This window comes from Pseudoalteromonas rubra (genome assembly GCF_005887095.1).
Taxonomy (GTDB): Bacteria; Pseudomonadota; Gammaproteobacteria; order Enterobacterales; family Alteromonadaceae; genus Pseudoalteromonas; species Pseudoalteromonas rubra_E.
Genome location: NZ_PNCI01000002.1, coordinates 71,930 through 84,919, shown reverse-complemented (window position 1 = coordinate 84,919; position 12,990 = coordinate 71,930). Strand labels below are relative to the sequence as shown.

Below are 12,990 nucleotides of genomic sequence, written 5' to 3'. Positions count from 1 at the left end.
TCATTTACCTTCCCTGCATTTTCACGCTGACTTAAATTTCGCAGCGCCTCAAAAAATTAAATAAACAAATATATCAATACGTTAGTTAGCCATTTCTATTTAACCCAATCTAAAATATTTCTATTTTTCTCACTTTGTAAAAAATCGCTAGGATTTCACCCTCGCTGGTTAGGCATGGTGAAAGCGTCTTTTTTACAGGAAAAATAATCATGAAAATCACACTCCCCTGTTCAACACTGATATTGCTGACAATCTGTGCACCGACACTAGCCGGGAATTCTCCCTCCCCCATTGAGCCCATTATGGTCACACTTCCGGCAGGCAGTTTCGCAATGGGCAGCTCTGACAATGAGAACAGCCTGCCCGTTCACACGGTCACACTGCCCGAGTTCAGTCTGGGCAAATATGAAGTGACGGTCAGAGAGTACCGACGCTTCGTCGAAGCCACAGGTTTTGTGGCGCCCCAGGAATGCTATCACCAGCTTGATAGCTGGTTTATTGGCAACACACCGGGCAGCTGGGATAACAACAGCCTGACAGTCAACGATTTCCAGCCTGCTATCTGCGTAAGCTGGACTGGCGCCAAAGCTTATGTAGACTGGCTGGCAAAAACGACCGGGAAGCCCTATCGACTACCCAGTGAAGCCGAATGGGAGTATGCAGCACGTGGGGGGACAACAAGCGGCTTTTACTTTGGCGATGACCCCAAGCATCCTTCGGTGTGTCAGTATGAGAATACAGCAGATCTCAGTGGTGAAAACGCGCTACAACGCACCACCAACAGTACTTATGTGAACTTTGTTGACGGGTTTGCCGATTGCGTTGATCACGCGACCTATGCCAGTGTCGTCGGCATGTACCAATCAAATCCCTACGGCTTGCACGATATGCTCAGCAATGTCGCTGAAATACTGGGTGATTGCTACCAGGACAATTATCAGCAAGCCAGCGAAAATGGCCGCGCCTTTCAATCAGGTCAATGCGAACGCCGCTCGGTAAGAGGCAGCAGCTGGCACTGGAATATCTGGCCGGTTACCCGTCGTGGAAGCATGCCCGAAGACTTTGCTGGTGCGGCCGAAGGGTTTCGTGTCGCACTGGACGGTCCTGCGCCGGAGCAAAGCAAAGCCTCCCGTCGATTCCAACAGCAACTCGTCATGGTACAGAAGCAGGAGCAGCGACGCCGGGATCAACAGTTTGCCTACCCTCAGTCGGTGACAAACTTAACCCTGTCGCAGAGCAATGGGTACGCCACATTAAGCTGGGACCGCAGTACGGAACAGGATGTGTCGGGTTATCGAATCTATCGCAATCACAGCGCAGGCTCGATGTTTGAACTGATTGCCGACAATGTCATTGATACCCAATTTACCGATGCCAATGCCTCTCCCAATGTATACGAATATACGGTAGTTGCAGTGCGTCGCAACCTGCAAAGTAATTACAGCAACCTGGTCAAAACCCGCGGCAAAGCGCTGTCGGTGCCAGGTCGCATAGAGGCAGAGTATGCTTACGCCGTGACTGGTGCTAATACCGCCCGCACGTCAGACACAGACGGACGCTTAAATCTGACCGGTGGCGATGGCATTGCTGAGGATGCTCAGCTTGATTATCAGATCAACGTTAGCAAAAGTGGCTACTATCGTCTTAGCTACCGTATCGCCGGACCCCGCGACAGCAAAGGGTTTACCGTCAAAGTTGATGATAAACCAATCTCGACGCACGCGGTCCGTGGCACAGGCGGATACAATGACTGGCAAACACAACAAGGAGAACGTATTTATCTGGCTGCGGGTAAACATACACTAAAACTCCACTCTCACGACACTAACTGGAAGCTCAACTGGCTGGCACTAAATCAAGAATAACGATGAATTTGGGGAAACTCGCTTTCCCCACCTTGCCTAATTCGCGTAAAACTGACTATTTTTATTAAGAATTGCGGATTTGACTGTCACTCAGATAGTCCACAATACGGAATGTATCGCCACATGTTCAAAAAGATCCTATGTTCGCTTTTACTCAGCTGCTGCGCCGGCTCTGTCCATGCGCGTTCGTTATGTGACAGCCCTCAATATCATGCCTTTGATTTTTGGATAGGGGAATGGCGGGTCATGTCCAAGGGGCAATTTGCAGGCAACAGCAAAATCACTAAGATACTCAATGGGTGTGTGATTTTAGAAGAATATCAGGCTGTTTCCGGCTATCAGGGTAAAAGTCTGAATATCTTCGACAAGCAACAACAGCAGTGGCACCAGAGCTGGACTGACAACGCGGGGTTACTGCTGCAGCTCAATGGCAACAGGGACAATAACGGCATGGTATTGCAAGGTCCCGGGCAGGACAGTGAGGGTAAGCCCGTTTTACATCGCATTACCTGGCAACCTAAAAAGAACGACACGGTTCACCAGCACTGGCAGTCTTCCAATAATAACGGCAAGTCCTGGCAAACCCTGTTTTATGGTATTTATCATAAGATCCAATAAGCGTTATCAAAGTCCTGACTGATCACTTTTGTAGGTATATCAGCGGCCTGCACAATTACGGCTGGTGCCATCAAACTCAGTAACGGTAACATATGCTTTTTCATTGTTTTCATTTCCTTTTTTATATCTCAAAGACTCTATCGGCACGGTTAAAAGTAGGTTGAGCAAATACTCAAGTTTTATTCCCTCTTAGAAATGAAAACAAAAGATTTATTCTAGATCCATTTTTTATTCACATTTGAAGAACACAATGTTAACCAAACGCTCAGCTTTGAAATAGGATGGAAGTAAAGACTCTGCAACAGAATACTGTTCACTGTAATGTGGCGTAACACAAAAAACGTGAAATAAAAGATAATTTAATGTTAACATGGATATAAATATTTTACCTCACTTCCACAACAAGATGCTTACAACACATCCATTGTGGCGATGTGGGTGAGATATGCGCACTTATCTGCCTTTGCATGGTAAACCGTACACTTATTCAGACGACACACTAAGGGATTAACATGGATCTCAACTTTACCGAAGAAGTAATGTATACCCTGCCCTTCTATCTGGGGCCGCTATTTATTCTGGCAACCATCAACTTTTTGCGTAAGCAAAAAAACTATCGCCTTAACGATACACTCACAAATGCCACCATTGCGCTTGGCAACCTGGGTTTATCATTTATTTTTTTGCTCGCCGTGGTGGCACTTTATACCCTGGTTTATAATGAGTATCGCCTGTTTAACCTGGATCAGAGCAACCCCCTGATCTACGTATTGGCATTCTTTGTCTATGACTTTTTATACTACTGGAATCATCGCTTTCACCACATGATAGGGCTGTTTTGGGCCGATCATCTGGTGCATCATACCGCGGAAAACTTTAATTTTGGCGTGTCCATTCGGATTAGCTATTTCACTGAGCTGACCATGTGGATGACTTTTATCCCGATGGCGTTTATGGGTATTTCGCTGGAAGTATTCCTGGCAGCCAGCTACACGCAAATCATCTGGGCATTTTGCATTCATACCAAGTATCTGAAAAAGACGCCTCGCGCCGATAAAATCTTCAATACGCCGTCGCTACACCGTGTCCACCATGCCCGCAATCGCGCCTATATAGACAAAAACTATGGTGGTATTTTGATCATCTGGGACCGCTTGTTTGGCACGTACCAACGAGAGCTGGACGACGATCCTGTGGTATATGGCGTGCGCGAGTCATACCCCAGTTTTAGTCCTCTGGTGATCAACTCCTATTATTTAAAAACCATCTGGCAAAAGATCAAATGTTCCAGCTCAGTCTTTGAAGTGTTCTGCTCTATTTTTGCACCACCAGCCTGGCTACCTAAAAAGGCCAATAAAGCCGACTTTTACTCACTCAGCGCCAAAGTACGCTCTAAAGATTTTAAACCCAAAGACCCGTATATTTGCAAACGCACCAAATGGACTGCATTTGTGCGCTTTAGCAGCATAGTGATGTTGTTTACCTACCTGATGAGTTACTTTGGAGATCTGCCAACCTTACCTTTGGTGAGTATGTCTCTGCTGTTTTTCTGGCTGTGCCATTTTAACGGTCTGGTCTTTGACGGTGCCAAGCTGGGCCTGCATATGGAAGCCGTCACTCAGCTGCTGTACGGGTTAATTTTGTATTGGGCTATCGATACCAATCAAGCAGACTGGATAACTCTGAGCACCGCCACGCTGGCACTGATCTCTGTGTGCAACTACCTGGTCTACCGCACCCGCCCAGTGCAACCTGTTGAACTGACTGCTGAGCCCCAGTAGCAACCAACACCTAATTCTAAGCTAATATGATTGAAGGAAAAAACATGGAAACAGTAAATCAGACCCCGGACAGTCAAAACGCCGGAGGTGGGGTCAACCGCGAACACGGCCGCACGCTGGCGCAAAGATGGACTTTTGTCGGTCTGCACTTTGGCCTGGTCCTTTTCTGTGCCTGGCTGGCAATGGCCGATGGCTGGACTCACATTGGTCAACTATTCTCTCAACAGTGGGTATTGGTTGATCAGGACAGAGCCCTGATCATGCTTGGTTGTGTATTTGTCTACTGGATCCGCCATGCCATTACTGTGCTATATCTGTTACAGCGCAGAATTGACTGGGGTGAAGCGCTGGGTCTGCTGTGTTTTATGGCCCTGTTTGAAATTGGTCTGTTGCTGGTAGGTGGCGGCGCATTCAGAAGTGAGGTTATTCCGTTCGGTACGCTGGATATCGTTGCGCTGGTTCTGCTGGCGGTTGGCTCCTACCTCAATAGTGGCTCAGAGATCCAGAGAAAATGGTGGAAACAGGACCCGGCCAACAAAGGTCAGTGCTACACCGAAGGACTGTTTAAACATTCAATGCACATTAACTACTTTGGTGATGTGGTACTGTTCACGGGCTGGTGCTTGCTGAGCTACAACTACTGGACGCTGCTGCTGCCTTTCTTTATGGCTTACTCTTTCATCAGCTTCCACATCCCGGCACTTGATAGCTACCTATCAGAGCGATATGGCGAGAAGTTTGATCAGTACGCGGCAAAAACAAAGAAACTGATCCCTTTCGTATACTAATCCCATAATCAGTCAGACTCAGCGACCCTGATAGCCGCTGAGTCTGGCACGTCATTCCGCCCCCACTGAAGTCAGATTGAGCGCCAGTAACTGTGCTTCATTCTGAGTGCGCCAATCTGGTGTCGCGTGCTCGCTGATATAGTGCACATAGAAATCGCTATTTACACCCGATTCTACTGGCATCTGGCACAACAACAAGGCCACATCGAGACCAATGCGGCGATCTCCCGATAACTGCGCCAGCTCAAAGGCACGCAGCGCAAGGGGCAACAGCTCGGCCTGAGTTTGCACCGCCGCAGCATACATCACCGCCAGATAAGCATTTTCTGCATTGTTCTGGCTCACACTGTCAATCAGAGACTTGGCCTCGTCATAGCGAGCTTCACTGAGATAGTAACGCACCAACGATTTACGGCTGGATTGAGCCACCCAATGGTTCGGCGTCAGTGCGGTATATTCCAGCACCCGTCGGTAGTGAGGCTCTTTGTCGGCTGGCTTTTCTGCAAAAATGGCATAGTGAAAGGGCACTTTGGCAAAATGATAAATCGGCAGTGCATAATGTCGCATTTTCTCCTCCGCCTGCCGCAGGTAAAGGTATTTGTCATTATCCTGCTGGTTTTTACTCGCCATAATCGACAGGTAAGTCAGGGCATCCAGCTCTCTGGCAATGTCCTTCGCCTGCCGTGCCAGCTGTGCCGAGTGCAGCAAACTGGCTTTGACCTGCTCATAATCCCGTTGTAAATGATGTAACCAGGAACGACTGTGCCAGACATCTGCCTGTGCCCTCAGATCCTGGCTCATTGCCAGCGCCTCCAGTGCGGCATCTAACCTTATCAGGCTAAGGTCAACCAGGTTTTTACGCGACAGAATTTCCCCCTGATAAGCCAGTGCACGGCCCAGTTGCAGTGAGTTGGCTTGCGCTTTGGCCTGCACCGCCAGTTTCTCAGCCATTACCATCGCTTTGTCCAGCTCCCGAACATCGAGATAAGCATTGACCAAGGCGCCCAACAGGATCAAATCTTCCGCTGCCTCCTGATGAGCCTGAGTCAGCATGGCCAGCTTCAGATCCGGAGAGTGAGGGTTTTGCAATAAAGACTGGACCACAGGCTGAGTGAGGTGATGATAGAGCTGCTGTTGCACCCTTTCAGGTGTTTCACCGTGCAATACCCCCTGCCATTGCCCTGCCGGGCCCTTCAACCAAAAGGTCAGGTACCAGAAGGCATCGACCTGGCGCACACTGGCAGTGAGGATCACCGGATGCTGCGCCGCAACCTTGGGATAAACCAGTTCCTGTGATGTTCTGAAATCCGCAGCAGAAAGCGTGGCAAGAGGGGTAAAGTCCAGCCGGGTTGTGTCTTGTAGTTGCCACTTTTCGGGTTCAACGCCTTCGAATGGCAGGTAAGTCAGTGTAAAGGGCGCCTGCTGAGGTTCATCGCTCTGGCTGATAAAAGTCGCAACAAACAGGATCAATAAAGCGCACAGTGATATACCAAACCACTTTATGCCTGAGCCATACCCCGACGCAGTCGCTGCAATGAATGCTGCAACTGGCTTTCCCTCAACATCACTGAGCGCTGTTTTTGGACTGGTTACCTGAGCTATTACTGGCTCATTTACCGGACGTTGCCACTGGTAGCCTCGCTTTGCATAGGTTTTAATGGCATCGTTGCCGAACAAAGCCCGTAAATGGCTGATATTTTGGAATACCGCCTGATCAGAGACCACTTTCCCCTGCCAGACTTCATTCAGGATCTCTTCTTTGCTGAGCACGCGATGCGTATTTTCCAGCAGCAAAGTCAGCAGTTTTGCTTCATTATGACGAATTGCCAGCGCTTCACCTGCGCGATGCAAAATCAAATCAGTGCTGTCGAACTCAAAGTCATCAAACTGGTAACGCATAGTGTCATGTAATTGTTATTATCCTATTCACCGATAAGAATAACTCAATTACGTATAAAAACTAAAGATGCACCATGATGGCCTCGCGCTGCTTCTTGGTCATTTTTTGCACCACCAGCAAGAACGAGTTATCTATCATGCGTTCTATTTCTCCGCGGGGCACAGAGCCATCCAGGATCACTGTATTCCACAACCGTTTGTTCATATGGTAACCGGGAATAACCGCATCAAAAATGTCCCGCAAAGCATGCGCCTCATCCGGGTCACACTTCAGATTCAGCCACCAGTGACGGACCTCTCCTTCGTTATATTTGCCCGGAGCCAGTGTCGCAAACATCTTGTCTTTCACTTTAAATACATCGACACCGGGCCCAAAAGGCTGACCAACGGAAGAAAAAGGTTTATTAAGCAGATAAGCATGGGCTTGTGTATGGTCCATATTGATGTTCCTTTGCTGACATAGTCTGAGCACCATACACCTTCATTCAGAGTATGCCAATGACCTAGGCGACTGACTCACACTCGTCATGTTTGGCCAAGATCTGCTCATAAAAATGCGCTCTGTGTCCCATCAGTAGTGCGGCACGTTTATGGGGAAAGTCAAACTCAAACTGTTTGTGATAGCCCAGCCCTGCCATATGGTTCATCAGGCGCACGTTATCGGCTCTGGGTTCAAGCACAATACGCTGGGTCTTGGGCTGGCTTTGATAGATCAGATGGCTGAGGCAGGTCATCCAGCAGCGAAAGTTATCCGGTCCACGGCAGCTTTGCTCCCCCACCAGCAGATGTATCCCCCGATCATAGGGCGCCGCATCATAATAACCAGCCAGCTTGTCTCTGGCAGCCCAGTAAACTTCCAGATAAGCAAAAGGTTGGTCGTCCAGGTAGCCAATCAGGGGTAAAGTATGGGCATCGGCAAGTTTATCACTCAGATACTGCCACTGTTTTTCTTCACTCCATGCCTGTTGCCAGAAGTGCGCAACCCTGGGGTCATTCATCCAGCGACAAAAACGCGCCAAATCATTGTGCCCAATCAGCTTTAGAGAAAAACGTTTATTATAATAAGGGTGGTGATATTCACCAAGCAGGACGCCGCTCTCGCAAGGCTTATCCTGTACCAGTCCAGAGGACCATAAATTCACGATATTCATAGATAAAAAATGGTGACAAATAACACAAAGACGAAACTTCTGCGAACAAATTTACCCATTAAAGGGTCAGTCCAGCCCTTTTAATTTACTGTCATCGGATTCTTAATAACAAACCCATTTTCAACATCCGATTTAAATCCAACTTTTTCATATAGCTTGTGAGCACTGGTGCGTGTTGCCCCAGAGAGTAACATCACCTTATAGCAATGCTGCTCCCAGGCAAGCGACAGTGCCTGTTCAATTACCTGCTGACTTAAACCACGACGACGAAAGCGCTCTGAGGTAATGACATGTTCAATGATCCCAAACGGGCGGCAGCCATTGGTCAGGGTGGGTACTATGCCCAGCTGACAAGTCGACGCAAGCTGCCCATCTACCTCTGCCACCACGATATTAACCGCCGGGCTGCTCAGCAGCTCGCTCCATGCCGATTCAAGTACCAGCTCATTCATTTGCGGATCATGCCCGCGCAGCTCTCTATGTCAACTGAATAAAGACGGATACAACTGAACTATGCCGGATAAATCCTGTGGTGTCGCCAGTCGGATCTTTGCCATCGCTCTTCCTTTTATCCCTGATTGATATAATTAGCCGGGTTGACCTGTCTCACCATGGGTGGTTTGCCTGGGTTGTACATTGACCCGCCATTCACCATGCTCTTTTGCCAGAATATCCTCAACCCGGGTCACCAGTAAATTGAATTTATCGGCCTCATGATAGGGCGCACAGGCTGTCAGGTACAGAAATCTCTCACGACGCAACATTTCGCAACTGGTGCGATAGTTCAGCCAGTTTTGCTGATACTTTTTCAGGTTCGACAGACCAGCACATACCGCTATCAGCACACCCAAAATACCAATAATCACCTGGCCGGCCACCACACTGCCCCACAACCCGGTGATAAACGGAATGGATACCGCGCTGCACAACTCTACAATCTGGCAGCGATGGTAGGCGCGCTGATTATCCATGCTTTTTGTATCATACCAGCTGATCTGATGTTCCAGCCGTTCACTGATATAAGTGTTTTGCTCCATGGTCAGTGCCATTGTGTTATCTTTCATTGCGTACCCTCAGGTTTAATTTGTCTACTACAAACTGCACCGTTGCATCGGCCTGTAACTCGGTCTCACGCTCGGTAACTCTATCACTTATCCAGCTTAACGCGCTATTGATGCAACCGATAAAGGCACTCATGGCTTTTAACTCCGCAACCGCTTCAGGTCCTGCATCTTCTTTGCCTACGGCATCAATCAGGGCATTTATTTTTTCTTTCTCATGTTTCCAGTGCTGAACGATTTCAAGCCGTGATTGCAGTGAGTCAATGTGTACATCAGCCAGGATCACCGGAAACACCTTGTCATTAAACTTATTCTGTTGTCCCTGGCAATGCTCATAAATCAGCTTAAGCTCATTCATACAGTGCGTTGACTCATACAAAGACTTGCGGCTAATCACCAGTAATACCGCATCGGCGCGGCCAATTTCACGCTCAAATTCGGCTATGCTGTCGCCATATCCTGTGGCTTCTCTGTCACGGATCACTTCAAGCTCATACTTTGCCAGCTGAGTGTATATCTCATCGCATATTTGCTGATGTGGATCCGGGGCCTTGCCCCAGGCATAAGAAAAGTACAGTCCGGTTGATGCCTTGGCCGCCGGGTTAATGCCCGCAAACGGCGCAAGCGGGGTGTCTTCGTCTTGAATCTCACGCGCTTCTTCCGTTGGTTCTCCCACTCGCCATTCAACCCGGGCGCTTTGTTCCAGGTGCTGCTCCTTACTGATCGACTTGAGCAAATGCTTTGCCAGCTCCAGCCCCTGTTTTCCGGCAACACGAATATCAATCACTCCGGGCTGGCCATAGTTACTGAAATCATCCCGCTCACCTTTTTGTTCATCCGAGAGCGGCGTACATTCGAACCATACCCGGGCATTGGTTTTGACATCGTAATAACAGCAGCCATAGCGCCAGTAACAGGCCTGAGGTCCCGCCTGCTCACCAATTTTGCTGAGCAAATAACGCATGGTGGCATCGTGTAAAAACGCATACTCCAGGCGAATATGATAGTCACATTCGCCCTGCTGCCAGATGCTGGTAAAATGCCCCTGGCGTTCCGCTTTTTCCGGCAGGGCATCGGGAGCGATATAACTGCTATCGGTTAATTTAAAGCACACCCCGCACTGCAACATCATCTCCACAAACAAGGCCTTTTCGCTGGCCGTAAACTCTTTCCCCTGCCACAGTAGCGGCTCCAGATCTGCTTCAGCAAAACAGCCACTGGCACCCTTGAGTGCCGGCATCACATGCTCGCGCTCCAGCAGCAAGTAGACGCCCTGCAGCGCCCAGGCCTGATCCAGAATCAGCTGGTCGTCAAAACAGCCTTTACGATAAAACACCCGGCCTGTCTGATGCAGGTACTTAACTAAAGTTTCGGGCGCTGCCACATCATGGCGTGCGCACAGTGTCTGATAGGCATCGTACGGTAATAATTGCACCTGCAACACGGCAATTTCCAGCTCCACCGCCAGCCAGTTTTTAGGCAGCCAGATATCGCCATTGCGTTTAAGCTGTAACTGGATCGCCCGCTCAAAAAAGGGCGTGAATTCATCCAGCCCGCCGGGCACTTTGGCACTGATGGGCACTTCACGTAGCTTGGTAAATGGCACCGGATGGGGCACAGGGGCTCGCAAATCCTGCTCCGGGTCGTCACACTGGCTCTGGCAGACCATAACCTGGGCTTCCGACCCCGCCAGCGACTTTAAATAGGCCAGCCAGTAACTCAGCGGCCGGTTACGGATCTCTATCTGCTCGCACGGTACCAGGTCGTTATTTTCCGTTTTCGGATGCCATAACAGCAAATACAACGCGCGGCTGTCGATAAACAAACTATGGGTCCCCAGATACACATCCTGACCGCCAAAATCCCAGCACTGGATCTCTACCCCGTTATAGTCAAAGCGATGTAGCTGGATGCCATGGGTACTCTTCACGCTTTCATCAAATGCCTCACCCCGCAGGCGCCGGGCAAGCTGCGTCTTGCCTATCTGACCATTGCCCAAGATCATCACCTTTAACGCCGTCGGCGTGGCGTGCCCATGGCGTTGAATATCCCAGTACCAGTCTTCAATGGCGCTTTGCTTAATCGGACAGGTCAGTTCAGGGGGAATATGTTCAATTAAGATCTGCCCTAATAGATCAAGCTTAGGTAACTCGTTAAGCAAATACTCTGCTGTACTCCAATCCAGTTTCGGGATCTGGTGTATCTGCAAAGTTGAATCTGAATATTGCGGACGCCCTATTTCAAGTTTTTCCAGCGCACTGGTTTGTTTTAAGGGCGTATAATCCCGAAGCCCATTACAGTCATTAATATCAAGAGAGTGTAAATTTTTATAGTCTCCTAACGTAGTTAAGTCCCGCAGCTTTGAATTCCCGTAGAATTTCAGAGTATTTACTGTTAATTTATCAAACACATATAATTCATCCAGCTCGCAAATAGATGAGCTCTCCCTGCATTGCAACTCAGAGAGCTGCCACACACCGTTTTCTTTTGCCCAGGTGCAAGCTGACCGGATGGACGTCATTTGAGGCAGGCTTTTTAACGCATCCATTTGAAATTCTGATAGCTTAGAGTCGGTGCTAACTTCCTCCAGCGATGTTAAATGTGCAGTATTCGCAAGGGAAGGTTCCTGGTTCACCAAGTTTATCTCGTATCCATGTAAAGCCTCTAAGCTGGCTGGTAAGTCTTCAAAATTCAGCTTTAGCACCGAACCAAAAACATGCAAATTCAGCGTTTTTAGCTTTGGCAACGTTGAGACAAGAGACAGCTCATCAAACCGATCCGATGTATGTAAAGAGAGGAATTCAAGCTTTTGTAAACTGGCAAAACTCTTTAAAGACACAGCATTCTTTCTTAAATTTAAGTGCAGAGACTTTAACTGATCAATCTTTTGCAACCCAGATAAGTCAGATAGTTCAGGACAGTTTAAAAGGCGAAGCTCTTCAAGCTGAGGTAACCCCTGTAAAAAGTTTAAATTGGGAGTGTTGAATTGAAAGACAGTAAGCGACTTTAAACAGCGCAATTCTGGCAGAACAGTGCTAATAAACACATCGTTTGCACCACTCAGCCTCAACGTTTCCAGCTGTTGCACTTGGACAATAACATCAATATTTTCAACTACATCAGAAACTTGCAATGACTTTAAAGAAGGCAGAGCCGTAATACCGTCGATGCTTAGCTGTAGCCCACTGATATTTAAGTCCGATAAATTATCTAAACCATTGAGCGGCGCTAAAGAGTCTATTTTTGAACAACCAGAAAGGTTTAACGAGCATAAACTTACTGATTCAGATACAGATGATAGATCAGATACTCTTGTCCGTGCCAGACTAATGCTTTTCAGACCGGCTTTACCTTTTAATGCAGTAATGTTACTCAGGAAGATGCAATGATCAGCACCCAATATCTCCAGCTGATTTAACCGCTCCAGTCCATTTAACGACGTTAGCAGGTCACAAAACTCTATATCTAACAATTTTACTTCAACCAACTGACTGAGCGGCTCTAAAGTTTCAAGCTTATGGCAACTACGGAGCTTTAATTCAGTTAGCCCGGTTAATGGCTCAATACCAGCCAGACTACGTAACTCCCCGCAATTACTTAAATCCAATGCCGTCAGTTGGGGGGCCAGTTTGGCAATTTCCTCGGGTAAGCGGCGTAGCCGTAAACCACTTAAATCCAGGCTGCTGGCACCGTTTTCGAGTGCCTGTTGAATACGGTGTTGGGCTTCGCGCAAAGCGCCGGGGTGTTGAAACTGGGCCATCCGGGGTAAATCTCCTGCTGCAGGGTATGCTAATTCACTGATCTGTCAGCTACTTTAACGGTTTTTT

General features: G+C 48.3%; 10 protein-coding genes. 4 read left to right on the top strand and 6 right to left on the bottom strand.

The genetic code is table 11. From position 1 onward, the window contains the following. Window positions 1-209: 209 nt before the first annotated feature. The 4 genes from CWB99_RS01395 (at window position 210) to CWB99_RS01380 (ending at window position 5,052) form a co-directional block, all read left to right on the top strand. Window positions 210-1,865, top strand: coding sequence for an SUMF1/EgtB/PvdO family nonheme iron enzyme (locus tag CWB99_RS01395; RefSeq protein ID WP_138553297.1), 1,656 nt, complete (start codon window positions 210-212; stop codon window positions 1,863-1,865). Window positions 1,866-2,111: 246 nt separating this feature from the next. Then, window positions 2,112-2,483 carry a DUF1579 family protein gene (locus CWB99_RS01390; RefSeq protein WP_171045232.1) on the top strand — a complete coding sequence of 124 codons (372 nt, stop codon included), beginning with the start codon at window positions 2,112-2,114 and terminating at the stop codon, window positions 2,481-2,483. Between the two features lie 512 nt (window positions 2,484-2,995). Further along, window positions 2,996-4,264, top strand: a complete 1,269-nt coding sequence (locus CWB99_RS01385) for a sterol desaturase family protein (protein ID WP_138553295.1) — start codon at window positions 2,996-2,998, stop codon at window positions 4,262-4,264. A gap of 44 nt (window positions 4,265-4,308) precedes the next feature. Then, the gene (locus CWB99_RS01380; RefSeq protein ID WP_138553294.1) at window positions 4,309-5,052 is read left to right on the top strand and encodes a DUF1295 domain-containing protein; all 744 of its coding nucleotides are present in this window, start codon (window positions 4,309-4,311) and stop codon (window positions 5,050-5,052) included. A 51-nt stretch (window positions 5,053-5,103) separates the two neighbouring features. Here the strand turns inward: CWB99_RS01380 and CWB99_RS01375 are convergent, their stop codons facing one another. From CWB99_RS01375 to CWB99_RS01350, 6 genes are all read right to left on the bottom strand, one after another. Beyond that, on the bottom strand, window positions 5,104-6,951 hold the full coding sequence (locus CWB99_RS01375) for a winged helix-turn-helix domain-containing protein (protein ID WP_138553293.1): 1,848 nt from the start codon (window positions 6,949-6,951) through the stop codon (window positions 5,104-5,106). A 61-nt stretch (window positions 6,952-7,012) separates the two neighbouring features. After that, window positions 7,013-7,390: an MmcQ/YjbR family DNA-binding protein gene (locus tag CWB99_RS01370; protein ID WP_054015535.1), complete on the bottom strand. Its 378-nt coding sequence runs from the start codon at window positions 7,388-7,390 to the stop codon at window positions 7,013-7,015. Window positions 7,391-7,454: 64 nt separating this feature from the next. Beyond that, complete coding sequence (locus tag CWB99_RS01365) at window positions 7,455-8,093, bottom strand: GNAT family N-acetyltransferase (protein WP_249331595.1); 639 nt, start codon at window positions 8,091-8,093, stop codon at window positions 7,455-7,457. Window positions 8,094-8,182: 89 nt separating this feature from the next. Continuing rightward, the gene (locus CWB99_RS01360) at window positions 8,183-8,554 is read right to left on the bottom strand and encodes a GNAT family N-acetyltransferase (RefSeq protein ID WP_138553291.1); all 372 of its coding nucleotides are present in this window, start codon (window positions 8,552-8,554) and stop codon (window positions 8,183-8,185) included. A 135-nt stretch (window positions 8,555-8,689) separates the two neighbouring features. Then, a complete protein-coding gene (locus CWB99_RS01355; RefSeq protein ID WP_138553290.1) occupies window positions 8,690-9,166 on the bottom strand; it encodes a DUF4231 domain-containing protein in 477 nt (158 codons plus the stop codon). Next, a complete protein-coding gene (locus CWB99_RS01350) occupies window positions 9,156-12,923 on the bottom strand; it encodes a COR domain-containing protein (RefSeq protein WP_138553289.1) in 3,768 nt (1,255 codons plus the stop codon). Before CWB99_RS01350 ends, CWB99_RS01355 begins: the two co-directional genes overlap by 11 nt. Window positions 12,924-12,990 lie beyond the last annotated feature (67 nt).